The sequence below is a fragment of the Neptuniibacter sp. QD29_5 genome, from assembly GCF_047778125.1.
Lineage (GTDB): Bacteria > Pseudomonadota > Gammaproteobacteria > Pseudomonadales > Balneatricaceae > Neptuniibacter.
The window spans coordinates 733,782-759,140 of sequence record NZ_CP180556.1; the positions used below are offsets into that span (position 1 = coordinate 733,782).

Here is a 25,359-nt window from a genome sequence, read left to right on the forward strand (position 1 = left end):
AATTTTTAGTTATATTTAATGCGGCGTACCGCAGCCACAGCGCGACTTTGGTGTTTTACCAATCCCTGGGTTAAACGTGTTTGTCGGGTCTAACGAGAAGTAGAAGTTCTGTAGCCCTTCTTCAGCTTCATATAGGTGGCCTACGTTATGCTCAGCAGGGTATTTCGCACCTTTCTGTGCAAGAAGCTCTAACATCATCTTCTTCACCGCTTTACCATCAGCGCCTTTCTTCAGAATGTAATCCTGATGGAAAACGTGACACATGAAATGACCGTAGTAGAGTGAGTGAACAATATGCTTGCTGATCTCTTCCGGTAGTTTTTCTACCCAATCCGGATCATTTCGACGAAGTGCAATGTCGAGTGCCAGAATATCTTCGACCTCATTCTGGTGGATGATCTGATAACGAATAGCGGCACCTGCAGCGGCAAAACGGTGTAGATAAGCTTTTTTGGCTTCATCTGCATCGCATTCGAAATAATCGCCAGACTGACTGTTACTGAAGAACTCTTTTAGAAACTTATCTGCTTCAGGGATACCACCGTCGCTCATTTTTAGCACGAGGTAGTGATCATACTTCTCGCGGAAATCGCGCATACGTTTTGGCAGAATATTTGGCCAGCATCGGCTCATAACCTGCATAACGCGATCTGGAATATCCTTCGGCAAGAAGCTGATCTTATTCAGTGCAGCAGAGATACGACCTTTCATAGCGAAAAGCTTTGGAAGCGGGTCGGTGCCAAAGTAGTTAATCATCATAAAAGTATCTTTGCCGTATTTTTCAGCAATGTCGTAGATATCTTTATGCATGTATTCAGCCACTTCAGGTAGGTTGTCGAAGTGTTGCAGAATATGGCGACGAATCTCTGTCAGTTCATTGGCATCATTGGTACCAATGTAATAAACCTGTTCTCTTTTTGTGCGACAGGGAAGGTATCTAAGCGCACAGCGAATACACCCACTTTGCCTGCGCAACCGCTGGATTCATATAAGCGGCTAGTATCAGCGTTGTAGCGTGCAGGTGAATCTGCATCTACATCGCGAACAATTTCAGGGTAATCGTTTGCCGATGCTTTTTGAGTGCTGGCTTTAACATCAGCGTCGGTAAAGTTTTTCTGTTCTAGATTTGTAAGGATCTCTTCGGGTGTTTCGCCTAGGTCAATACCAAGGTGATTCACCAATTCCAATTCGCCATTATCGTTAAGCTGAGCAAACAGAGAGAGCTCAGTATAAGCTGGCCCACGTTGAACCAAGGCACCGCCGGAGTTGTTTGCAATACCGCCAACAATTGAAGCGCCGATACAGGAAGAGCCAATGACAGAATGGGGTGCACGATTAATAGGCTTTAGCATCTTCTCAAGGGTGAATAGTGTCGCCCCAGGGAAGCTGATGATCTGCTTGCCTTCATCAATCAGGTAGATTTTGTTCATGCGCGTGGTGTTGATGACGATAATCTCACGATCATAGTCGTCACCACTTGGAGTGGAGCCTTCTGTCAGACCTGTGTTAGCGGCCTGCATAATCACAATCGTATCGGCTTTAATGCAGGTATCTAGAACCTTCCACTGTTCTAACAGTGTGGTTGGAAATACTACTGCAAGGGCAGAACCCTCGCCGGAGCGGAAACCTGTGCGATAGTGTTCGGTCTGGTTTTCCCCAGTGAGAACATTGTTCTCGCCAAGGATAGACCTTAACTGATCGAGAAGATCGTGGCTGGACATATGAAGTACTCTACTAGCTCTAAATGGCCTTAAGGCCTAATTATTATATATGTGTGCACTGGGCATCTTAGATACCCAGTGCTATTCAGTTATCTTAACTGTAGGCGATAGTTGGTAGCCAAAGAACGATCTGAGGCCAGAATACTAGTACCAGTAGCGCTGCTAACTGAAGAATAATGAAAGGAATTACACCTTTATAAATATCAGTGATCTTAACGTTTGGTGGGCATACCCCTTTAAGATAGAAAAGGGCAAACCCGACGGGGGGCGTTAAGAACGAGGTCTGCAAGGCCATGGCGACGAGCATGACGAACCAAACCAATTCTGGGTTATCGATTCCCGGAGCCGTAATATCTAAGCCGAGGGCCGAAATTACAGGTGCTAGTAGTGGCAAGATGATTAGCGTGATCTCGATCCAATCCAGGAAGAAACCTAGTAGAAAAATAACCGCTAGGATGAAGAAGATGATTCCATAAGGGCCAAATGGAAGGCCTGTTAGAAACTCTTCGATCATCTCATCGCCACCTAGTTCACGAAGAACAAGAGCGAAACATGTTGCACCAATGAAGATCGCGAAGATGTAGGCAGTTGTGTTCATTGTCCCGCCAACAACTTCATGCAGTACTTTGAAGCTAAACTTCTTGTTGTACATTGCTAGAAGCGTTGCACCAAATGCACCTACACCAGCGGCTTCGGTCGGCGTTGCAATACCCGCAAAGATAGAGCCTAGCACTACAATGATAAGAAGTAGTGTCGGAAGAACATCTTTTAGGACATTAAAGAAAATCTTTAGATCAACAGGTTTTGCATCATCCGGGATCGGCATGTGGCTTGGATTAATAAAGCCACGAGCAAGAATGTAGATAATGTAAAACGCGCCAAGCATTAGGCCTGGGAAGACAGCGCCCATAAAGAGGTCACCAACTGACAGACCTAATTGGTCAGCCATGATAACCAGCATGATGCTTGGTGGGATTAGGATGCCTAGCGTGCCTGCAGAAGCGATCGTACCTAGCGCAAGTGGCATGTTATAGCCTTGCTTAGTCATCGCTGGTAGTGACATAACCGCCAGTAGTACAACGGATGCACCGATGATGCCGGTGGATGCAGCTAGGATGATACCAATCGCTGTTACTGTAATCGCAAGACCGCCGTGAACACGACCAAATAGCTCCTGCATTGATTTCATCAAGCGTTCAGCAACGCCAGATTTATCAAGCATGATCCCCATAAATATGAACATGGGGAGGGCTACCAGAATCCAGTTTTCCATGATGGTCCATAGACGGTTAACTACAAGCCCAAGTGTGGTGTAGTCCAGACCTGTCATGGTATCCATGTATGTGTCTGTAAATTGCCCTAAAAAGGCAAAAATGATACCGATGCCGCCTAATACCCAAGCGACAGGTATACCTGTAAATAGAAGCGCGATGAACGACAGGAACATCGCGATTACGAGAACTTCATTCGCATCCATCAGTCATCACCTTTAATAATTAGAGTCAAATCACGAATAAAACGAGAGATAAGTGCTAATGCTAGTAAGCCAAAACTTACCGGAATAACACCTTTTATGATCCAGCGATACGGTAGGCCGGAAGCGGCTTCTGAGCCTTCGTTTACTCGATAGGATTCAGCAACGAAATCGATACTTTGCATAAAGATGATTGCAACAAATGGAAGAACCATCGTTGGGATGCTAATAACTTCGATCCAGCGCTTAGTGTTCGCCCTTAGGCGTGAATAGAACAGGTCTACGCGGATATGTGAATTTGTGGTTTGGGCATAAGAAAGACCAAACATTACGCCAATGGAATATAGGTGCCATTGCAGTTCTTCTAGGGCGATTAAGCCGCTAGCAAATCCTTTGCGCAAAATGACCTGCAGCATAATCACTAATACAAGAACTACATAGGTCCAAGCGATAGTGAGACCGATGCGTTTAATAAAATTATCTATCGCATCTGCGAGGGGCACTGGGGTCAGCTTTTCATTTTCAGTCACTGAAACTTACCTTCGCTACTTCTTATTAGATTCTTTGCCGAGTAGTGCTCACTCAAAAATCTAATTATTTATTTTTATAGATTACCTGTATGTACAGGCAAACAGGGCAGCCGAAGCTGCCCTGAAATTCTTCGGAGGGCTGGGCACCTTCCGAAGAGAGTCGTCTTACTTAGTTGCGCGTGGTAGGAATGCGTTAGCTTCCCAAAGGTCGTAACCTTTACGGAACGTGCTCATGTCATCCCATACTTTCTTGAAGAATGGATCAGCAGCAGTTTTCTCTGCAACTACTTCATCCCAAGTAGATTTGAAAGTGCTTAGCATTGTGTCGTTCCAGTAACGGATCTGAACGCCGTTGTCAGCTGCTTTCTGCATTACAGGGAACTGCATCGCTTCACCTTCAGCAATCGCGTTAGTCATAGACGCTTTACATGTTGTTTCAACAAGTGCCTTCTGACCTTTGCTCATCTTGCCCCAAGTGTCTTTGTTGATCAGTAGTTCGAATACTGTCGCCTGCTGGTGCCAGCCTGGGAAGTAGTTGTACTTAACGATCTTGTGGAAGCCTAGACGCTGGTCAATTGCAGGCTGAGAGAACTCAGATGCATCGATTGCACCTTTCTCAAGTGCACCGAAGATTTCGCCGCCTGGAAGTTGTACTGTGCCTACGCCCAGTTTTTCCATTACATCAGCACCTAGACCGAAGAAACGCATGTTAAGACCTTTTAGGTCTTCTGGTTTTTCGATTGGCTTAGAGAACCAACCAGATGTTTCTGGAGAGATAATCGCACAAGGAAGAACTTTAACGTTGTAGCCTGCTGTGTCGTACATCTCTTGGTAAAGGTTCATACCGTTACCGTAGTACAACCAAGCCATGTATTCGCCAGCTTCTGGGCCAAATGGAACTGCAGAGAAAAGTGCAGCTGCAGGCATTTTACCCTGCCAGTAACCAGCAGTAGAGTAACCAGAGTTAACTTTACCAGTAGAAACTGCGTCCAGAATCTCTTTAGGGCTAACCAACTTGCCTGGCTCATAAATTTTCATTTTCATTTTGCCGTCACTTACAAGCTTAAGCTGATCAGCAACCCAAACAATTGGAGTGCCTAGCGCTGGTAGGTGAGAACCGAAAGCAATTGGAGTTTTTAGAAGTAGTTTGTCAGAAGCTTGAGCTGGAGCTGTCGTACCTGCAATAGCAGCAGTAACCACAGCTGCAGAGATCAGAGACTTGGCGAACTTTTTCATGTCACATCCTCTAAGAGATTCATTTTTTTATATTTAGTATTGAGATGCAGGAGGAGAGGGTATTGGGATGATAAGACCTCTGCTGCGCTGCAGTAATCTCAATTGGTAATACCAATTTACCATAAGAGATATGCTACTGTATTTTTTTTGAGCAAGGTCTGTCAATGTTTTTTTGCTGTTAAATGACTATAGTCCAGATTTATAACATTGGTGAAATCTATTTCATAGTCAGCATTTATATAGGCTCTGTGAATAGGATAAATGTGGTAAATAAAATTATTCCGCTTAGGCTATTGTGTTGCTAATGTAGATTAAATTACTATTGATATTGGTCTTACCAATATAATTTGAGTGTGAAAGATGAGTTACAACCGGGTTAAGCAGCCAAAGATTTCTGACGTAATCATGGAACAGATGGAAGCCATGATTTTGGAAGGGACGTTAAAGCCAGGACAAAAATTACCACCTGAGCGCGAACTTGCAAAGCAGTTTGAAGTATCTAGGCCTTCGCTTAGAGAAGCAGTGCAAAAATTGGCGGCTAAGGGTTTGCTAATCAGTCGCCAGGGCGGTGGTACTTATGTCTCTGAAGATTTGGGTGGTTCCTTCTCTGATCCACTGCTTGAGTTATTTCGAACCCACCCTGAAGCTCAATATGATCTGCTAGAGTTTCGTCATGCTTTAGAAGGTGTTGCAGCTTATTATGCGGCCCTGCGAAGTACGCCTGCTGATAAAGAGGCGATCTTGAAGTGTTACGACGATCTTCAGCGCTATCACGATACCAAAGACATTCAGAAAGAGGTATATGCTGATGTGGACTTCCACTTGGCAATCGCTGCCTCAACTCACAACATGGTTCTTCTGCATATGATGCGAGCGTTGTTTAATCTGCTGCGCGAACATATCTGGGACAACCTTAAAAACATCTACCCGAACTCTGATTACCGCGAAAAGATCCATGATCAGCATAAAGTGCTGATGGATGCGATTTTAGAAGGTGATCCTGAAAAGGCGCGTCAGGCAGCTCATCACCATCTGGCTTATGTCGAAGAGGCGTTGTTGGAAGGTGAGCGTGAAAATACACGTTTAGAGCGTGCTCTGCGCCGAGCTAATATTTAATTCTTGTATATAAACTACACAAATAAGTGGCTGTTTTAGTTTTTTGATACGTTTTGAGTATAAATGTAGACATAAGTACTAATTTAAATGTAGTATTACTACAAAACTAATATTATAAGGTCTGTTTAGTCATTCAGCTGCTACTTTTAATGTAACAAGTTGGTTTGGTTAACAAAGATCAGATTACAAAAAATACATGCTGCGTTAACTTTTTAGAGTGGAGAGGTCAAAGTGCAAGACATTATTGATGACGTTGATCCAATTGAAACCCAAGAGTGGTTGGATGCGCTGGAATCAGTTGCAAAGAATGATGGCGACGATCGTGCCAAATACATACTGCGTAAGTTAGGTGAAAAAGCCAATGATATGGGCGTAAGCTCAGGTACGGCACTGACTACACCTTATCGCAATACTATTTCTGTTAAAGATGAATCACGTATGCCGGGCGACCTGTTTATGGAGCGCCGTATTCGTTCTTTCATTCGTTGGAACGCAATGGCAATGGTTATGCGTGCTAACGACAACGAAGATGGCCTAGGTGGCCACATTTCATCTTTCTCCTCTTCTGCAACGCTATACGATATCGGTTTTAACTACTTCTTCCGTGGTAATGAAGGCGGTCAGGAATCTGACATGGTCTTCTTCCAAGGCCATATCTCTCCAGGTATCTACTCTCGTGCATACCTAGAGGGTCGTTTAACTGAAGAGCAGATGGATAACTACCGCCGTGAAGTTGATGGCAACGGTCTTTCATCTTATCCACACCCTTGGTTGATGCCTGACTTCTGGCAGTTCCCAACCGTATCTATGGGGCTTGGTCCAATTCAGGCGATCTACCAGGCACACGTTATGCGTTATCTTTCTGCGCGTGAATTGATTAATCGTGGTGATCGTAAGGTATGGGCTTTCCTAGGTGACGGTGAGTGTGATGAGCCAGAATCTCTAGGTGCTATCTCTCTTGCAGGTCGTGAGCAGCTTGAAAACCTGATCTTCGTAGTTAACTGTAACCTACAGCGTCTTGATGGTCCTGTTCGTGGTAACGGCAAGATCGTTCAAGAGCTAGAAGGTATCTTCCGCGGCGCTGGTTGGAACGTTATCAAATGTCTATGGGGTCGTCATTGGGACGCCCTGTTCGAAAAAGACACTAAAGGTCTTCTTCAAAAACGCTTTGACGAAGTTTGTGACGGTGAGTTGCAAAACTACAAGGCTAATGGTGGTGCGTACACTCGTGAGCACTTCTTCGGTAAGTACCCAGAACTACTAGAAATGGTTTCAGATCTGTCTGATGATGACATCATGAATCTGAACCGTGGTGGTCATGACCCATACAAAGTATTTGCTGCATACAACGAAGCAGTAAATCACAAAGGTCAGCCAACTGTAATCCTTGCACAGACTGTAAAAGGTTACGGTACGGGTAAATCGGGCGAAGCGAAAAACGACACACACTCGATGAAGAAAGTCGCGATGGATGATCTTAAAGATTTCCGTGATCGCTTTAATATTCCACTATCTGATGATCAGTTGAAGGACGTGCCTTACTACCGTCCGGCTCCTGATTCACCAGAAATGAAGTACATGTTCGAACGCCGTGAAAGCTTGGGTGGTTTCTACCCAGTACGTCGCACGGAATTCGAAAAACTAGAAACGCCACCATTGTCTGATTTTGACGGTCAGTTGAAAGACAGTGGTAAGCGCGCAGCCTCTACCCAGATGGTTCTTAACCGTGTGATGAGCACGCTGGTTAAAAACAAAAACATGGGTGAGCGTGTTGTACCAATCGTACCTGATGAAGCACGTACTTTCGGTATGGAAGGTATGTTCCGTCAGTTGGGTATCTATACTTCTGAAGGTCAGCGCTACGTACCACACGATTCTGATCAGATCATGTTCTACAAAGAATCTAAAACAGGTCAGATTCTAGAAGAAGGTATCAACGAAGCAGGTGCGATGTCTGCATGGATGGCTGCGGCTACATCCTATGCAAACAACAACTGCACAATGGTGCCGTTCTACATTTACTACTCTATGTTCGGTTTCCAGCGCGTGATGGATTTGGCATGGGCTGCAGGTGATATGCAGGCACGTGGCTTCCTGATCGGTGCGACTTCTGGTCGTACAACGCTAAACGGTGAAGGTTTGCAGCACCAGGATGGTCACAGCCATCTGATGGCTCAGATGATTCCGAACTGTAAGTCCTACGATCCAACCTATGGCTACGAGCTAGCCGTGATTGTTCAGGACGGTTTACGTCGCATGTATCAGGATCAGGAAAACTGCTTCTACTACATCACGACAATGAACGAAAACTACCACCACCCAGCTATGCCTCAAGGTGCTGAAGAAGGCATCATCAAAGGTATGTACTTGCTTAAAGAGGGTAAAGACTCAGATAAGAAAGTTCAGCTAATGGGCTGTGGCACGATCCTTCGTGAGGTTGAAGCTGCGGCTGAAATTCTAAGCGAAGAGTTTGGTGTAGAGTCTGATATCTGGAGCACAACATCGATCAACGAACTTCGTCGTGATGCGATGTCAGTAGCTCGTGAAAACATGCTGAACCCAGAAGCTGAGCAGAAGAAAGCTTACGTAACTCAGTGCATCGAAAGCCGTGGTGAAGGTCCGGTTATCGCATCGACTGACTACATGCGCTCTTATGCTGATCAGCTGCGTGAATACATTCCCCGTAACTTCAAGGTACTAGGTACAGATGGCTATGGTCGTTCTGATACACGTACTAAGTTGCGTGAATTCTTTGAAGTTAACCGTTACTACGTTGTTCTGGCTGCGCTAAGAGCACTCCAGGAAGAAGGCAAGGTTGAAGGCGAAGTAGTCGCTAAAGCCATGCAGAAGTTCAATATCAACCCGGCTAAACCGGCACCGTGGACTGTTTAAGTCTGCGATGAGCTTCTTAACAGCTTAGAACTGGAGGAATTCAAAGTGAGTATTATCACAATTACTGTGCCAGACCTATCAGGTTCCACAGATGTTGATGTTGTTGAAGTGCTGGTAAATGACGGCGACACTATCAACGAAGGCGATAGCCTGATTGTTCTGGAAACAGACAAAGCATCCATGGAAGTGCCAGCGACTCATAGTGGTGTGGTTGTTTCCATGAAGGTCAATGTTGATGACCAAGTAAACGAAGGTGATCTTCTGCTTGAGCTAGATACAGGTGCTGCTGCATCTGAAGCTCCAGCCGCAGAAGAAGCGCCTGCGCCGACGGCTGAACCAGAAGCTGCACCGGCTCCAGCTGCTGCACCTGCAGCCGCTTCTGCCGTTGAAAATGTACTGATCCCGGATCTGTCCGGCGCAACTGATGTCGATGTTGTTGAGGTACTAGTCAAAGACGGTGACACAGTATCTGAAGGCGATAGCCTGATCGTACTGGAAACAGATAAGGCATCTATGGAAGTGCCAGCACCTAAAGACGGTGTTGTAGTTTCTCTGAAGATCAACGTTGATGATCAAGTTAACGAAGGTGATCTTTTGATGGAGCTGAGTGTAGTTGGTGCGGCTGCTCCAGTTGTAACTGCACCTGCTGCGACTCCAGCACCAGCTCAGGAATCTGCGCCAGCGCCAGCACCTGTTGCAGGTGGTAAAGAAAACGTTCTTATTCCTGATCTATCGGGTGCGAGTGATGTAGACGTTGTTGAAGTATTGGTAAAAGACGGCGACAGCGTTGAAGAAGGCGATAGCCTGATCGTACTAGAAACCGATAAGGCATCTATGGAAGTGCCAGCACCTAAAGCGGGTACGGTTGTTTCCATGAAGATCAACGAAGGCGATACGGTAAACGAAGGTGATCTTCTGCTAGAGCTTGAGGTTTCAGGCGGTGCAGCACCTGCACCAGCGGCTCCTGCTGCTGCGCCAGCTCCTGCGGCATCTGTCCCTGAGGCTCCAGCTCCGGCTAAGCCAGCGCCTGCTGCTGGTAAGGTTGATCTTGCTGCGCTAGAGAGGAAAAACAAAACGGTTCATGCTGGCCCTGCTGTTCGTGCAGTTGCCCGTGAATTCGGTGTTGATCTGTCTCTTGTGGCTGGTACGGGCCGTCGAGGTCGTATCGTTAAAGAAGATGTTCAGGCATATGTTAAAGGTGCTCTGAAACAGCTAGCTGAAGCACCAAAAGGCGGTGCGGTAACGGGTGGCTCAGGTATTCCGGCAATCCCTGAGGTAGATTTCAGCAAGTTTGGTGAAGTAGAAGTCGAGAAACTTAGCAAAATCGCTAAAGTTACACGCGACAACATGAGCCGCTGCTGGTTGAACATTCCGCACGTGACTCAGTTCGATAAGGCTGATATCACTGATCTGGAAGCGTTCCGTAAAGAGATGAAGGATGAAGCTGCGAAGTCTGGCGTTAAGCTGACACCGCTGCCGTTTATGCTAAAAGCGATTGCTATCGCACTGAAAGAGCATCCGAAGTTCAATGCTTCTCTGCATGCTGATGGCGAGCACATTGTTTACAAGAAGTATGTAAACATCGGTATGGCTGTAGATACGCCTAACGGTCTGATGGTTCCTGTAATTAAGGATGCAGATAAGAAGAGTATCTACGAGCTTTCTAAGGAAGCGATCGAGCTGGCTGGTAAAGCTAAAGACCGTAAGCTTAAACCTGACGAAATGCAGGGTGCATGCTTCACAATCTCTAGCCTAGGTGGCATTGGTGGTACTGGCTTCACGCCAATCGTTAATGCACCGGAAGTAGCGATTTTGGGTGTGTCTAAAGCTGATATCGAACCGCGCTGGAATGGTAAAGAGTTCGAGCCTCGTAAGATGCTGCCTCTGTGTCTATCTTATGACCACCGCGCTATCAACGGTGGTGATGCAGGTAAGTTCCTAACCTACCTAAACGGCTTGCTAAGCGACATCCGCCGCTTAGTACTCTAATAAGCAAGTTTTCCACTCTCTTGGCTCGCGCCTCTTCGGAGGCGACTTTTTCGAGAGTGAAAAAAACAAACGGCGACTCTGTGCAGGAGGTCGCCGTTTTTTATGCCTCCAGTTATCCTATTTCTCCAGATAGCAGCGTTTAAACGCTCCACTTATTGAGCCCGATCTATATACCTTCAATGTCATTTCTATTCTGCTTAATAGAAATAACTTTTTAATTTTTCGTAGGTATAATGCAAAGTAATCGATAAATTGTATAAATCGTCATGGCTAAGGTTCTAAAGATTTAGGCTGTGTTCGAAGGGAATTTGAATGAAAGTTACTGTTTTTGGTATTGGATATGTAGGCCTGGTTCAGGCTGCAGTTCTGGCCGATGTAGGGCACGAAGTAGTCTGTGTAGATGTCGATCAGAAGAAAGTTGATGATTTAAAAAAAGGCATTATCCCTATTTATGAGCCCGGTCTAACGCCGATTGTTCAAAGTAACTTTGAGGCTGGACGTTTGCATTTCACTACGGATGCAGTCGAAGGTGTGGCTCATGCTGAGATTCAATTTATTGCTGTGGGAACACCACCAGATGAGGATGGCTCAGCGGATCTAAAATATGTACTAGCGGTTGCAGAAACAATTGCTACCCACATGGAATCGCCAAAAATTATTGTGGATAAATCTACAGTGCCTGTAGGTACTGCAGACAAAGTCTCTGCCAAAGTTGCATCGGTACTGGCTTTGCGAAGTAAAGAGTTAGAATATCATGTTGCTTCTAACCCGGAGTTTCTAAAAGAAGGTGCGGCAGTAAATGACTGTATGCGGCCTGACAGGATCGTCATAGGTACAGAAAGCGATCATGTAGAGACAGAGATGCGCGAGCTTTATTCGGCATTCAACCGTAACCATGATCGTATGATCTTTATGGATGTACGTAGTGCAGAGCTAACCAAGTACGCTGCTAATTGCATGCTAGCAACTAAAATTAGTTTTATGAACGAGATTTCCAATCTGGCTGAGCGTCTGGGGGCTGATATTGAAAATGTCCGCCGGGGTATTGGTTCAGATGAGCGTATCGGTTACCACTTTATCTATGCAGGCTGTGGATACGGCGGTTCATGTTTCCCAAAAGATGTGCAAGCGCTCGTTAGAACTGCAGACAGTATTGAATATGATGCGCAGCTTCTAAAGTCTGTTGAGGCAGTGAACTATCGTCAGAAATCGCTTTTGTTTAAGCATGTGAATAACTATTTTGATGGTGATTTACAGGGTAAAACTATTGCAGTTTGGGGGCTTTCATTTAAGCCAAAAACTGATGATATGCGCGAAGCTACCAGTAGAGTTTTGATGGAGGCGTTGTGGGGGCAAGGGGCTAAAGTTAGAGCCTACGATCCAGAAGCAATGGAGGAAGCACAGCGAATCTATGGTCATCGTGCAGATCTTGAGTTAGTCGGAACTAAAGAGAGTGCTTTGCAAGGGGCTGATCTATTGGTTATCTGTACAGAATGGCGCGCATTCTGGTCGCCGGATTTTGATCTAATTAAAGAATCGTTGAGCAATCCTGTCATCATTGACGGCCGTAATATGTATGAGCCTGAACTGGTTGAGCGTCATGGGTTGGAGTATTACGGTATAGGTCGTGGGCGCAGTGTTCAAAAATAGTTAGATTTGTTTTGAATGGAGGTAGGTTTCTGTAAGTGAGCTTTTGACTACACGCTGAAAGATTTGATTGCAACGGCTTGTCGCCGGGGCTGGGATGCTTATAAACGTAGGTAGATTTAAGAACCAAAGGAAGTGTCCCTTTTGAAACTAGGGGGATATAATGTCACGAATATTACCATCTGTTCGTAACTGGAAATTTTAAAGGAAAAAAATCAACATGTTGGACATGTCGGGTATCAAAATTGGTGTTATTGGGCTTGGTTATGTCGGGCTTCCTTTGGCTGTCGAGTTTGGGAAAATCTACAATACCATTGGATTTGATATCGATTGTGATCGAGTTGATGAATTAAATAGCGGTAATGATTCTACACGTGAAGTGGAAAAGGAAGAGCTCTTATCAGCGTCAAAGCTTGTTTGTTCCGCTGATGAAGAGGTTCTTAAACAGTGTAATTTTTATATTGTCACAGTCCCAACGCCGATAAGTGATCATAAAGCACCTGATCTGAGCCCATTAATTAAGGCCAGCGAAATGCTAGGCGGTGTAATCAATAAAGGTGATATTATTGTTTATGAATCTACCGTCTATCCTGGTGCAACCGAAGATGATTGTATACCGGTGGTTGAGCGTGTCTCTGGTCTCAAGTTTAATAAAGATTTCTTTGCAGGTTACTCGCCTGAGCGAATCAACCCTGGAGATAAGGAGCATCGCGTAACAAATATCCTTAAGGTTACTAGTGGTTCAACAGAGGATGTTGCTGAAACGGTTGATCAGCTTTATAAAACTATTATTGCTGCGGGGACTCACAAGGCGTCTTCGATTAAGGTTGCTGAAGCTGCTAAGGTAATTGAAAATACTCAACGTGATGTCAATATTGCCCTTATTAATGAGCTTTCTATCATTTTTAACCGCTTGAATATTGATACACTGGAAGTGTTAGAAGCTGCAGGAACCAAATGGAATTTCCTGCCCTTCCGTCCTGGATTGGTAGGGGGGCATTGTATCGGTGTGGACCCATACTATCTAACTTATAAGGCGCAGAGTGTTGGCTACCATCCTGAGATGATTTTGGCAGGTCGTCGTTTAAATGATGGAATGAGTGGATATGTGGTATCTCAGCTAGTTAAAAGGATGTTGAAGAGTCGTATTCATGTTGAAGGTGCAAACGTATTAGTGATGGGGCTAACCTTCAAAGAAAATTGTCCTGATTTAAGGAATACTAAGGTTGTGGATGTTATTTCAGAACTGGAGGAATATAACATCAATGTTGATGTGTTAGATCCTTGGTGCTCAGCGGAAGAGGCGCAGCATGAGTATGGTTTGGAATTGATCAGTGAGGCTCGAGAAAACTATTATGATGCGATTATCATGGCGGTGGCCCATGAGGAATTTAAAGAGCTGGGTGAGGAATCTATCCGTAAGCACGGTAAGGATAATCATGTGCTTTATGATTTGAAATATCAGCTCAATAAAGAGCAGGTAGATATGCGTTTGTAGTGTTTGTTGTGGTCAGGAATTTAAATTAAGCGGATTGACATGAAATGATTAGCAGGTATGAAGAAGTCAAATCGGATCTTATAAAATCCCCAAAAGTTTGGTTAATCACTGGGGTTGCAGGGTTTATTGGTTCGAATTTATTAGAAACGCTTCTGAAATTGAATCAGCGAGTCATTGGTCTAGATAATTTCGCTACAGGTTTTCAGGCTAATCTTGATGAAGTTAGAAGGCTGGTCAAAGAAGATCAGTGGGCAATGTTTACTTTCTATGAAGGTGATATAAGGGATTTCGAAATCTGTCAGAAAGTGATGGAGGGAGTGGATTATGTGCTACATCAAGCTGCGTTAGGCTCGGTTCCACGTTCGATTTTGGATCCTATAACTACGAACAGTGCAAACATTACAGGCTTTCTGAATATGTTGCATGCAAGTAAAGAAGCAAAAGTAAAAAGCTTTACATATGCAGCAAGTAGCTCAACTTATGGTGATCATCCTGCTTTACCAAAGGTCGAAGAGAATATTGGTAAACCACTTTCTCCTTATGCGGTCACTAAGTATGTTAATGAATTGTACGCGAATGTTTATGCTAGGACCTATGGTTTTAAAAGCATAGGGTTACGATATTTCAATGTATTTGGCAAGCGTCAAAACCCTAATGGGGCCTACGCAGCGGTAATCCCGAAGTGGACATCGGCTATGATTCAGAATGAAGAGGTCTTTATTAATGGCGATGGGGAAACAAGTCGGGATTTCTGTTACATAGAAAATACGGTTCAAATGAATCTATTAGCTGCAACTGCAACAGATGAAGCGAAGGATGAGGTGTACAATGTGGCGGTGGGGGATCGCACTACTTTGAATGATCTCTATTCTGCTATTGGAGATGCTTTAAATCAGAATGGCTATAAAGTTGAGGGTGAGCCTATTTTCCGTGATTTCCGAGCAGGAGATGTTAGACATTCGCAAGCAGATATATCTAAAGCGCAAATGAAATTAGGTTACGGGCCTGAGTACCGTATTCGTATTGGTATAGCTGAAGTAATGCCTTGGTATATAGAGTTTTTGAGCAGTTAGGTCTGTTTGTCAATAAGCAATCAAAAGGTATTTTCTTTTGCTTTTTTGAGTGATTGTTTGAATCCGGTTGCCAAGATTAAGTCAGCTTGTTTGCAAGTTTAAGGGTATATTCTGATTTAAGTCTATAGTGGCTTGTATCTGTGTGGACAAAATTTATCTTGAGTTAGGCTCTGTTCATTTTTATATCAACTATGTAACCCTACAGATAAGCTTATATAAAATGTACCAACGGTAGTGTTTGAATAATCTCAACTATTATATGAGTATAAAGTATCTGTTGTGATTTTTCATTAAAGGCCTTTTTGGTTGCATTAATGTGGCATTCAGAAAAGATGATGTAGGAGGCTTTTTAAGCCTTACTATATAAGAGGGCTGCAGATCAATCTAGTTCATGTGCTTTTTTGCGCTAAGGATTACTTAAATACTTCCTGAGTCATTAAGTTGGCAAGGAGTGTTGGATTACTCATGTTTGAGTAGGTTATTGCTATACTCAAAATGATCCTTAAAAATAATATGTGCGAAAGCTCCTTCTTTCTTTGATGGCAGGGCGATTAACGTGTAGCAGGCATGCTTCTATCAGACGCTTACTGATTTAGATGGCGATATCTTTTTTGTGCCAAAGTCTCGTGGGAATATTTGTTAGCTTCTATATTTAGTGAATTACGATAGAAATTGATGAGTCGCATTTGGTGATTTTTTAACTATCAACTTTTATTGTTATGTATGAAGTGCCTTTGCTTTTTTCTGATCTGGTGTATAGCACTTTATGATTGCATTGATAGCTGCCTCATGGATTTTGTCTGGTCGAGGGAGATAGGAATCTTCTTTGGAGTTAACTTTATTTCGTTGGCGACTTTGGAATTAGAGATGGCATGGACGCCTTAAAGGGTACCGACATCCTTGTCGGCTCCTTTATCTTCCTTGATTAAACAACAGAGGCCCTCATCCTTGAGGGCGTAGATCTTTCCTGATCTCTCTGCTGTTAAGCATAATAAGTATATGAAACACGTAAATATATAAGAAAAATTCCTAATTTTTTGCTCGGTCTGATGTCGATTTGACGCTGTATGACTGTTTTATAGGCTTAATTTGTGTAATGTGGATATAGTTTGCTAAATTTTTAATCAATGACTTCGTTTTAAATGTACGCAAACCTCGTTTCGTTTTTCTGTTGTTGACTAATGATAGTATTGCGGGTTGGTGAATAACTTGGGTGAAAAGGCTGAAGTGTATTGATGTTAACAAAAGGGCATCTGGTAAATAGGATAGACAAAAGGGGGGGGTTAAAGGGAAAGAGAAAGTTGCTAGTAAAACTGAGGGTTGGATGCAGATATAAGCTAGGTCGGTTGCAGTATTTCATTTGGTTGATGTTGTTTGCTGTGCTTTTTTGGTCAGTGTGAGGCTGAGAAGCATCGCGATAAATACCCCAATAGTGTTGGCAAAAGCATCGGCTGCTGAAAAGTGACGCAGAGGTTGAAGTATTTCTTGAAGGAACTCCAGTGAGCAGGCAAGTACAAACCAAGAGCTCCAGTAAGTGAGACTAGGTATTTTGTAGAGGGCTAAGCGGCCAAGCAGTGATACGCTTAAGAATGCGATAAAGTGGCCTACTTTATCTGAATTCTCAAAGATCCTTTCTGGAGGTGTTGGGCGAAATATCCCATAGACCAACGCTGCTACTGCAAGTAGGAAGGCTATCCAGATCCAGTTTTTGTATTTTTGGGTAAATGCATTATTCATTTATTAGGACCTTATCTTCCGACACCATAGTAGGTAAAACCTAAGTTCTGCAGCATTTTTTTATCAAAGATGTTCCTGCCATCAATGATTAGTGGCTGATTCATTAAGTCGAGTAGCCTGCTGTAATCAGGTGACCAATATTCGGGCCATTCAGTTAGAAGCACTAGCCCATCGCTGCCTTTGACGGCCTCATAGTTGTTCTCAAAGTGCTCAATTTTTTCTTGTTCACCAAAATGTTCAAAGATATTGTTCATCGCTTCTGGGTCGTGTATGTGAACTTTACAGCCTTGCGCGAGCAGTGTGTCGATTACTTTTAAGCTGGGAGCGTTATCAATACTGGCAGTACCTGGTTTAAATGAAAGCCCCCAAATTGTTACGGTTTTATCTCTAAGGTCACAAGAATAGTGGCGCCATAATTTGCGGAATGGCTGTTCTTTTTGTTTTTCGTTCTCAATCAATACTGTATCCAGCAGTTTTGAATTTCTTGCTTCCGTCATTAATTCTGACAGCCCTTCGATATACTGTTGAAAATGCAGGCCGCCGAATCCGCATCCCGGGTGTAGATAATGTGGGCCAATGCGAGGGTCAGTGATCATAGCTTCTCGAATGACTTCAATATCAACTTCCAGTTGATCAGCAAGGTTTGCGAGTTCATTAATATATCCCAAGCGCAGCGCAAGCATTCCAGTATTGGCGAATTTTGTGAATTCAGCTTCTTTCGGTGATATGACTTTCCATTGTTTTACTGCTTGGCTAAATGGACGCATTAAGGCTTTGATGTTTAGTATGGCCCAATCGTTAGAACAGCCTAAGATGATGGTTTGTGGCCATTTGTAATCTTGTAGGGCTGAGCCTTCAGATAGCATGTCAGGTATATAGCAAATTACCTGATTATTATTTTCGTCTAACTGATTTTGTAATTTATCTGAGCTGCCAACACCAAAATTGGATTGGTTGATGATTAAAGCGTTAGATGAATGATGCTGACTGATGTATTTGATAAGCCGTTCGGCTGTTTTAAACTGATCAGGGCTTAATGCCAAAATATGGTTTGAAGCATGTGTAATGCCTTCAGCTCGTGATCCAATTATGAGTCGGCCGTTAGATTGAGAATCCAAAATTAGCTGTTCAAGCCCTGGTTCATTACTAACTTTGAACTCCAAATCTTGCTCGTTAGGCGCTTCATGTTCATTGGTGACTAAGAGAATATGGTTGCCGCTTTCAGCTAGTGCAGCTGCTGCGGTCCATGCAAGGAGTTCGTTACCCCAAATGGTAATCTTCATTTAGCTTCTCCTTTGGCTGCGATTCTCTTTATCAAACCGTCGGTTGAACTGTCGAATTTAGGTGTATCGCTTTTGGCATCGAAAGCACTTAGTAAGGAAGTGGCTACTTTTTTGCCTAGTTCGACACCCCATTGATCAAATGGATTGATATTCCAGATGACGGATTGAACAAAAACCTTATGTTCATAGAGAGCAATCAGTTGCCCAAAACTAAATGGTGTCAGTTCATCCAGCATAATAGTTGTGCATGGTTGGTTCCCTTTATATCGCTTATAAGCGGGGGCATTTTCAGCGTCTTCGATCACTGAATCACCAAGAGCTAGTATTCTAGATTGAGCTAAGCAGTTTGCTAAATTTAACTGATGTTGATGTTGAAGTTCGGAATTATCGGTGTCGTGATATCTTCTGGTGGAGACTATAAAGTCACACATAACTGCTTCGGTGCCTTGGTGAAGCAGTTGATAAAAAGCGTGCTGAGCATTTGTTCCAACTTCCCCCCATAAAATAGGGCAGGTCTTGTAGTTTACGCTATTGCCCTGCCGATCAACGGATTTGCCATTGCTCTCCATTTCAAGTTGTTCAAGATAAGCTGGAATATGGCTTAATCTTCCGTCATAAGGAAGGATGGCATGGGCGTTAATGTTTTGGAAGTTGATGTTCCAGATACCGGTCATAGCAAGAAGGACAGGAAGGTTTTCTTCCAATGGGGCATTTTTGAAATGTTCATCCATTTCATGTGCCCCGGCGTGTAGATCTTTGAATCCTGCCATACCTAATTTTAAGGCGATCGGGAGTCCAATGGTTGACCACATGGAATATCGACCGCCTGTCCAATCCCAAAACTCGAGTTGATTGCTTTTGGGAATGCCCCATTCAGCGACTTTGCCTGGGTTGGCTGAAACCCCGATGAAATGACGGGATACAAGAGTTTCTTCACTGCCTGCGTAGCTTGATTTCTTAAGCCACTCCTTTGCTGTTTGGGCATTAGCTAACGTGTCTATTGTTGTGAATGATTTTGACGAAATAATGAATAGTGTTCTGGCTGGGTTTAATTCGTCGAGTAGGTCGGCCAACTGACTGCCATCCATTGAGGATACAAAATGGACTTTTATTTTACGTGCTATGTGCGGAGTGTTTTCGGACAAGGCTTTATATGCCATCAATGGGCCTAAATCAGAACCGCCTACACCAATGTTTACAACGGTATCGATAGAATGACCCGTATAGCCACGCCACTGGCCCGAGTGAATTCGGGTTACAAGTTGTTCCATTCTTTTTAAATTGTCATGAACTTCATCAATGATGTTTGTCCCTGATAGGTTAAGAGAGTAATGGGCTGGTGATCTTAACGCTGTGTGTAAGGCTGGTCTGTCTTCAGAATCATTCACATGATCGCCTTTGAACAGCTTAGTAATCCATTTGGAGAGCTGTTTTTCCTCAGCGAGTTTGATCAATAAAGATATCGTTTCGCTTGTTATTCTCTGTTTTGATAAATCTAGAAGCAGATCTTTCTGTTCAAAGGTGAAGTGTTGGAAGCGATCGGGATCCTGTTGGAATAGAGTGCTTATATGTGATGGAGACATATAATAAGCATGGGATCGGAGGTCATTCCATGCTGCGGATTCTCTTGAAGACATCAGGTGTTCCTTAAATTGGAGCTAATCGCTAGATTCAGTATATTACCTGCTCTTTTTATGCTGGGTAAAATCCTTCCTTGGATATCACTTATACTGCTAGAGGTATCTTTTTGCATTAAATATATCGAGGCAGTAAGCCTCTCTAGTAAAGTGCTGTAGATGGGGCTTCTAGTCGCGATATTAAAGATTAAGCTCTTTAATAAATGTTTTCAGGTTGTTAGCGGTTTCTTCGTGTTGAAGGCCATAAACAACATTTGCTTGTAAGTAACCCGATTTGTTACCGCAATCGTAAGTTTTTCCGCTCATATGGAACGCTTGAAGATTACCTTCGTTCAAGTAGTCGGCCATGGCATCTGTCAATTGGATCTCTCCGCCAGCTCCTGGTTTTGTATCCTCAAGTAGTTCCATGATGCGTGCAGGTAAAATATAACGACCGTTAATCGTTAAGTTAGAAGGAGCTTCATCTACAGGTGGTTTTTCAACCATGCGAGAGATATTTGCAGATTGGCCTGCAGTGATTGCTACTCCTGAACAATCTACTACGCCGTAGCGATCTACGTGCTCCATTGGTACCGGTTCAACCATGATTTGGCCACAACCTGTATTTTGATAAGTTTCTACCATGGCTGATAGATCTGTTTGTGGAAGTCCGTAACAATTGACCAGCATGTCGGGTAGTAATACTGCAAAGTCTTCACTGCCGATAATTGGTGCGGCACACAGAACAGCGTGACCTAATCCTAGCGCTTTATCTTGGCGAACTGCGCTGATGGATACATCTGACGGAAGTATGTTTTGTACTGATTCTAAGATGGCTGTTTTGCCTTTGCGTTCTAATTCAGCTTCTAGTTCGTAATGGCAATCAAAGTGATCTTCTATCGCGGCTTTGCCTGATCGAGTAACTAAGACAATATCTTTAATTCCTGCGGCTACAGCTTCTTCTATTACGTGCTGTATTACCGGCTTGTCTACAACGGGCATCATTTCTTTTGGAATCGCTTTACTTGCGGGAAGTACTCGAGTGCCTAGACCAGCAACAGGGATTACAGCTTTTGTTACGATTTTGTTCATAGAAAATAGACCCTTATGTTTGAGCATTGCTCTTAAGAGCATAATAACATGCTTATTGACTTTAGTTATTGATATAGCGGAGTGAACGAGAAAGTCTCATACTTGTTTAGGCTTAATGAATCGGAAGTTGCTAGGTTGTAAGGTTGATAATTAGTGCTAGGATGCTCAGTCTTATTTTATCGTAGAGTTAAATATGGATTTGATTGAGCCTTTTCTTAAGGTGTTTCTTCTTATTTTTCTTGCTGAATTCGGTGATAAAAGTCAGTTGGTTTGCATGACTTTGTCGGCTAGATATAAGCCTGTCCCGGTCTTAATAGGTGCGGTGGCTGCGTTTTCGGTTTTGAATCTGTTGGCTGTTTTGTTTGGCGCAACCATTAGTGTTTATATGCCTCAGGCTGCAATCTTTGCGCTGGTCGGTACGCTGTTTTTGGTCTTTGGTGTTCAGTCCTTACGTGTTGAAAATGATGAAGAGGAGGGGGAGCTTAATATTGGTAGGCACCTGCTTCTGTCTGTATTTGTATTAATATTTCTAGCTGAATTGGGTGATAAAACGCAGTTATCTATAGCGGGACTATCTGCTGTAGAGAATGCATGGATTGTTTGGCTTTCGGGAACATCTGCGTTGTTGGTGACGACGTTGCTGGGGGTTTGGTTGGGGCAATTCTTACTTCAGCGATTGTCTATTATTTGGATTCATCGGGCAGCCGGTGTTTTATTTATTGGTTTTGCTTTAGTTGCTTTTTGGCAGTTAGCACAATTGGTGATGTAGATATGATCCAAGGTTTTCTTATTTTATTTGTATGCCAGTTGGTTGGGGAGCTCATCGTTACGGCTGCAAGTGTGCCTATTCCTGGCTCAGTGGTTGGCATGGTTTTGTTGCTGGTAGGGTTGATTATTCGAGGCGAGGTACCAGAAGGGCTGCGTGTAACCGCTGAGGGGTTGCTGAAAGTGCTGCCATTGCTTTTAGTGCCTGCAGGTGTGGGTTTGATGAACTATTTTGGAGTGCTTTCCGATTATTGGCTTGAGCTGATGGTCTCGTTGTTTGTTAGTACTTTGATAACCATGTTTATTGTGGCTTTTTTATTGAAAGTGCTTTCGAAGGAAAAGGTGGGTGCTAAACAGGATTTAGGAGATGGCGATGCTTGAGTTATGGTCGCATTTTCAAACATTTCCAGTACTTTGGCTTGTCGTGACGCTAGTAGTTTTTTTATGTGCGTCTTGGATAAATGCAAAAGCAGGAAAAACTCCGTTTTTACATCCTGTATTGGTATCGCTCTCTCTAATTATTGTTGTTCTAAAGCTAACTGAAACGGACTATGCGACTTATATGCAGGGTGGGCAGTATATTCACTTACTATTAGGTCCTGCTGTGGTGGCGTTGGCGGTGCCCTTATATGATAACCTAGCGACTGTTAAGCGGTTGCTGGTGCCTCTACTGGTAGGTTGTGTTGTAGGAGCTGTTGTTGCCGCGAGTTCAGCAATTCTCATCGGTGTAGCTTTTGGGTTGAGTGATGAGTTGCTATTAACCTTAGCACCTAAATCGGTTACTTCTCCTATCGCAATTGCGGTAGCTGAAAAAATGGGGGGCTTCCCTTCTTTAGCTGCCGGACTTGTTCTTATTACTGGGGCAATGGGGTGCTTAATTGCGCCGTTTGTTTACCGTCTGCTAGGTATTAAAGATGAGTCTGTAAAAGGCTTTGTTTTAGGTGTTGGTGCTCATGCGATGGGTACGGCATTTGCCTTTGAATATGGCATGGTTGCGGGTGCATTTGGGGGTTTGGCTATGGGAATGACCGGGGCGTTTACTGCGTTTATGCTGCCGGTGTTGGTACCGTTGTTTGGATTATAAGATCAATTTGAGTAGTTGCTGGGTGTAATTGCAAATAGGATTACACTTTTTAGCCATGGACTGGCCCCGTTTCAGTGGACACTGAAATGCTAGCTACCCCTCCTTATGTTGCATTTGCTAAATGATGCTTTCGCCGGTAAAGTTCGCGCAGGTTAAAAAGTAGATCAAATTGGCAAATCTCATGACTCCATTAGAAAGATACAAGCAAGACCTCAAACGCGATGATTTCTCTTATGATCCAGCCCAAGAGATGGCTGTTGAGCATCTTCAGCGTTTATATGACGATCTTGTAGCGGTTAAGGCTGAAGAGCCTAAAGTCGGTTTAATGGGGCGTTTGAAGAGTAAGCTGAAAAAACCGGAGCCGAAAGAGCCTGTTAAAGGTTTGTACTTCTGGGGTGGTGTAGGTCGTGGTAAGACTTACCTGATGGATACTTTTTACGACAGTCTTCCGTTCGAACAGAAGATGCGTACCCACTTCCACCGTTTTATGCAGCGTGTACACGCTGAACTTAAAGAGTTGGATGGTACGGCTAACCCATTAGTTGAGATTGGCAAAAAGTACGCACAAGAAGCTCGAATTATCTGTTTTGATGAGTTCTTTGTTACAGATATTACTGATGCAATGATTTTGGGTGGCTTGCTGCAAGAGCTATTTAAGAATGGTGTTGCTCTAGTAGCAACGTCCAATATTGTACCTGATGGGCTATATAAAGATGGTTTGCAGCGTGCTCGCTTCCTGCCAGCGATTGATATGCTAAATCGCTACACAGAAGTTGTGAACGTGGATGGTGGCGTTGACTATCGTTTACGTGCTTTAGAGCAGGCAGAGCTTTACCACTATCCGTTAGATGCTGAGGCAGATAAGAGTTTAAATCGCAGCTTCGAAAGTCTTGCGCCAGATCTGGAAGAGGTGGTTGAAGCTGAAGTTCTGGATATTAATGGCCGTAATATGCAGACACGCCGTTGCTGTGAAGACGTGGTTTGGTTTGATTTTAAAGAGCTTTGCGAAGGTCCTCGCTCTCAGAACGACTATATTGAACTGGGTAAAATATTCCATGCTGTGATGGTGGGTAATGTTCCGCAGCTGGGTCGCTCAAATGATGATGCCGCTCGTCGCTTCATCAATATGGTCGATGAATTCTATGATAGTGGCGTTAAGTTGATTATCAGTGCTGAAAAGCCAATTCATGAAATTTATTCAGAAGGGCGTTTGGAGTTCGAAATTGAGCGAACTCAAAGTCGTTTGCTTGAGATGCAGTCGCATGAGTATCTGGCTAGAGAGCATAGAGCTTAAGCTGTAGATAATGTTTTTAAAAGATGTGCTTTTATAGCGCATTTTTTATATGGGTGTGGAGCAAAGCTGGTTTTGAGCTGTTGCTGATTTTGGCCTGTTATTAACTGGTTTTTACTTGCAGTAAGGAATGCGCATATATATAATGCGCGCTCCCAAGTTTAGGCTTGCTTAAATTTTGGGCAGAAGAGAGTTGTTCTAATCAATTTGGAGCAACAAATAATTATAAGTCAGATCGGGCGATTTTATTAATAAAATCAACGAGATCTGAGTAAAGTTGAAAGGCTATACAGATGAAAACATTCGTCGCTAAGCCAGCCGAAGTAAAACGCGACTGGTACGTTGTTGACGCAGAAGGTAAAACTCTGGGTCGTCTGGCTACTGAAATTGCACGTCGTCTACGTGGTAAGCATAAGCCAGAATACACTCCACACGTTGATACTGGTGACTACATTGTAGTTGTTAACGCTGAAAAAGTAGGCGTTACTGGTAACAAGCGTAAAGATAAAACTTACTACCACCACACTGGTTTCCCAGGTGGCTTGAAAGAAGCTTCTTTCGAGAAGATGGTAGAAACTTTCCCTGAGCGCACTATCGAGCTTGCTGTTAAAGGCATGCTGCCAAAAGGTCCACTAGGTCGCGCTATGTATGCGAAGCTGAAAGTTTACGCTGGTGCAGAACATCCGCATCAGGCTCAGCAGCCTAAAGAACTTAACGTTTAAGGGGAAGGATAATCATGTCTACTACACAGTATTACGGTACAGGTCGTCGTAAAACTTCTACAGCACGTGTTTTCCTGCGTCCAGGTACAGGTGCTATCACTATCAACAACCGCACTATCGAAGAATACTTCGGTCGTGAAACTGCACGCATGATCGTTCGTCAGCCTCTAGAGCTTACTAACAATCTTGAAGCGTTCGACGTTGTTGTTACTGTTAAAGGCGGCGGCGGCTTCGGTCAAGCTGGCGCTATTCGTCACGGTATCACTCGTGCACTAATGGAATTTGATGAAACGCTTCGTCCAGCTCTACGTGAAGCAGGTTACGTTACTCGTGACGCTCGTATGGTTGAACGTAAGAAAGTTGGTCTACGTAAAGCACGTAAGAAGCCACAGTTCTCCAAGCGTTAATTCCACGTCTTTTTCGAAAGATTTTGGATTCAGAAAAAGCGCCTGCCCCTTTATTGGGGTGGGCGTTTTTTTTGCACTGCGTTATATCAATACATTGGCCTAAAGTACGGCGAAAAATAAGTAATTCACCTTGTAAGAAAGGGGTAATTTCTTTACTATTTGGGCCATTTTTAAGATACAGATTTC

At 43.7% G+C, this 25,359-nt stretch carries 21 protein-coding genes; 12 read left to right on the top strand and 9 right to left on the bottom strand.

The window, feature by feature from the left end; genetic code table 11:
* Nucleotides 1-15: 15 nt before the first annotated feature.
* The 5 genes from dld (ACMXYR_RS03285) to ACMXYR_RS03305 form a co-directional block, all read right to left on the bottom strand.
* Nucleotides 16-975 carry a D-lactate dehydrogenase gene (dld, locus tag ACMXYR_RS03285; protein ID WP_415902898.1) on the bottom strand — a complete coding sequence of 320 codons (960 nt, stop codon included), beginning with the start codon at nt 973-975 and terminating at the stop codon, nt 16-18.
* Entirely contained in the window at nt 870-1,721 is an 852-nt protein-coding gene (gene dld / locus ACMXYR_RS03290) for a D-lactate dehydrogenase (RefSeq protein WP_415902899.1), read from the bottom strand. Before dld (ACMXYR_RS03290) ends, dld (ACMXYR_RS03285) begins: the two co-directional genes overlap by 106 nt.
* A 94-nt stretch (nt 1,722-1,815) precedes the next feature.
* Nucleotides 1,816-3,198, bottom strand: coding sequence for a TRAP transporter large permease (locus ACMXYR_RS03295; protein WP_415883582.1), 1,383 nt, complete (start codon nt 3,196-3,198; stop codon nt 1,816-1,818).
* Nucleotides 3,198-3,725: a TRAP transporter small permease subunit gene (locus tag ACMXYR_RS03300; RefSeq protein WP_415883583.1), complete on the bottom strand. Its 528-nt coding sequence runs from the start codon at nt 3,723-3,725 to the stop codon at nt 3,198-3,200. The genes ACMXYR_RS03295 and ACMXYR_RS03300 overlap by 1 nt, the downstream gene beginning before the upstream one ends.
* A 165-nt stretch (nt 3,726-3,890) precedes the next feature.
* Nucleotides 3,891-4,961 carry a TRAP transporter substrate-binding protein gene (locus tag ACMXYR_RS03305; RefSeq protein WP_415883584.1) on the bottom strand — a complete coding sequence of 357 codons (1,071 nt, stop codon included), beginning with the start codon at nt 4,959-4,961 and terminating at the stop codon, nt 3,891-3,893.
* Between the two features lie 360 nt (nt 4,962-5,321).
* Here ACMXYR_RS03305 and pdhR point away from each other — a divergent pair, with 360 nt between their 5' ends.
* From pdhR to ACMXYR_RS03335, 6 genes are all read left to right on the top strand, one after another.
* Nucleotides 5,322-6,077 carry a pyruvate dehydrogenase complex transcriptional repressor PdhR gene (gene pdhR, locus ACMXYR_RS03310; RefSeq protein WP_415883585.1) on the top strand — a complete coding sequence of 252 codons (756 nt, stop codon included), beginning with the start codon at nt 5,322-5,324 and terminating at the stop codon, nt 6,075-6,077.
* A 231-nt stretch (nt 6,078-6,308) separates the two neighbouring features.
* Nucleotides 6,309-8,969: a pyruvate dehydrogenase (acetyl-transferring), homodimeric type gene (gene aceE, locus ACMXYR_RS03315; RefSeq protein WP_415900185.1), complete on the top strand. Its 2,661-nt coding sequence runs from the start codon at nt 6,309-6,311 to the stop codon at nt 8,967-8,969.
* Between the two features lie 45 nt (nt 8,970-9,014).
* Nucleotides 9,015-10,958, top strand: coding sequence for a dihydrolipoyllysine-residue acetyltransferase (gene aceF / locus ACMXYR_RS03320; RefSeq protein ID WP_415902900.1), 1,944 nt, complete (start codon nt 9,015-9,017; stop codon nt 10,956-10,958).
* 312 nt (nt 10,959-11,270) lie between these two features.
* Nucleotides 11,271-12,608 carry a UDP-glucose dehydrogenase family protein gene (locus ACMXYR_RS03325; RefSeq protein ID WP_415902901.1) on the top strand — a complete coding sequence of 446 codons (1,338 nt, stop codon included), beginning with the start codon at nt 11,271-11,273 and terminating at the stop codon, nt 12,606-12,608.
* A gap of 217 nt (nt 12,609-12,825) precedes the next feature.
* Nucleotides 12,826-14,103 carry a Vi polysaccharide biosynthesis UDP-N-acetylglucosamine C-6 dehydrogenase TviB gene (gene tviB, locus ACMXYR_RS03330; RefSeq protein WP_415902902.1) on the top strand — a complete coding sequence of 426 codons (1,278 nt, stop codon included), beginning with the start codon at nt 12,826-12,828 and terminating at the stop codon, nt 14,101-14,103.
* Nucleotides 14,104-14,147: 44 nt separating this feature from the next.
* Nucleotides 14,148-15,176, top strand: a complete 1,029-nt coding sequence (locus tag ACMXYR_RS03335; RefSeq protein WP_415902903.1) for an NAD-dependent epimerase/dehydratase family protein — start codon at nt 14,148-14,150, stop codon at nt 15,174-15,176.
* 1,356 nt (nt 15,177-16,532) lie between these two features.
* Here ACMXYR_RS03335 and ACMXYR_RS03340 read toward each other — a convergent pair.
* From ACMXYR_RS03340 to galU, 4 genes are all read right to left on the bottom strand, one after another.
* Nucleotides 16,533-16,913, bottom strand: a complete 381-nt coding sequence (locus tag ACMXYR_RS03340) for a VanZ family protein (protein ID WP_415902904.1) — start codon at nt 16,911-16,913, stop codon at nt 16,533-16,535.
* Nucleotides 16,914-16,924: 11 nt separating this feature from the next.
* A complete protein-coding gene (locus tag ACMXYR_RS03345; protein ID WP_415902905.1) occupies nt 16,925-18,196 on the bottom strand; it encodes a nucleotide sugar dehydrogenase in 1,272 nt (423 codons plus the stop codon).
* Nucleotides 18,193-19,833 carry a glucose-6-phosphate isomerase gene (pgi, locus tag ACMXYR_RS03350; protein WP_415902906.1) on the bottom strand — a complete coding sequence of 547 codons (1,641 nt, stop codon included), beginning with the start codon at nt 19,831-19,833 and terminating at the stop codon, nt 18,193-18,195. The genes ACMXYR_RS03345 and pgi overlap by 4 nt, the downstream gene beginning before the upstream one ends.
* Before the next feature lie 180 nt (nt 19,834-20,013).
* Complete coding sequence (galU, locus tag ACMXYR_RS03355) at nt 20,014-20,904, bottom strand: UTP--glucose-1-phosphate uridylyltransferase GalU (RefSeq protein ID WP_415902907.1); 891 nt, start codon at nt 20,902-20,904, stop codon at nt 20,014-20,016.
* A gap of 193 nt (nt 20,905-21,097) precedes the next feature.
* Between galU and ACMXYR_RS03360 the strand changes: the two genes are divergently transcribed.
* From ACMXYR_RS03360 to rpsI, 6 genes are all read left to right on the top strand, one after another.
* Complete coding sequence (locus ACMXYR_RS03360; RefSeq protein ID WP_415902908.1) at nt 21,098-21,673, top strand: TMEM165/GDT1 family protein; 576 nt, start codon at nt 21,098-21,100, stop codon at nt 21,671-21,673.
* A gap of 2 nt (nt 21,674-21,675) precedes the next feature.
* Nucleotides 21,676-22,050 (top strand): CidA/LrgA family protein, encoded by a 375-nt coding sequence (locus tag ACMXYR_RS03365; protein ID WP_415902909.1) that lies wholly within the window; start codon nt 21,676-21,678, stop codon nt 22,048-22,050.
* Nucleotides 22,043-22,753, top strand: a complete 711-nt coding sequence (locus ACMXYR_RS03370; RefSeq protein ID WP_415902910.1) for an LrgB family protein — start codon at nt 22,043-22,045, stop codon at nt 22,751-22,753. Before ACMXYR_RS03365 ends, ACMXYR_RS03370 begins: the two co-directional genes overlap by 8 nt.
* 181 nt (nt 22,754-22,934) lie before the next feature.
* Entirely contained in the window at nt 22,935-24,047 is a 1,113-nt protein-coding gene (gene zapE, locus ACMXYR_RS03375) for a cell division protein ZapE (RefSeq protein ID WP_415902911.1), read from the top strand.
* 290 nt (nt 24,048-24,337) lie between these two features.
* Complete coding sequence (rplM, locus tag ACMXYR_RS03380) at nt 24,338-24,766, top strand: 50S ribosomal protein L13 (protein ID WP_415883619.1); 429 nt, start codon at nt 24,338-24,340, stop codon at nt 24,764-24,766.
* 14 nt (nt 24,767-24,780) lie between these two features.
* The gene (rpsI, locus tag ACMXYR_RS03385) at nt 24,781-25,173 is read left to right on the top strand and encodes a 30S ribosomal protein S9 (RefSeq protein ID WP_286239726.1); all 393 of its coding nucleotides are present in this window, start codon (nt 24,781-24,783) and stop codon (nt 25,171-25,173) included.
* Nucleotides 25,174-25,359: the final 186 nt, after the last annotated feature.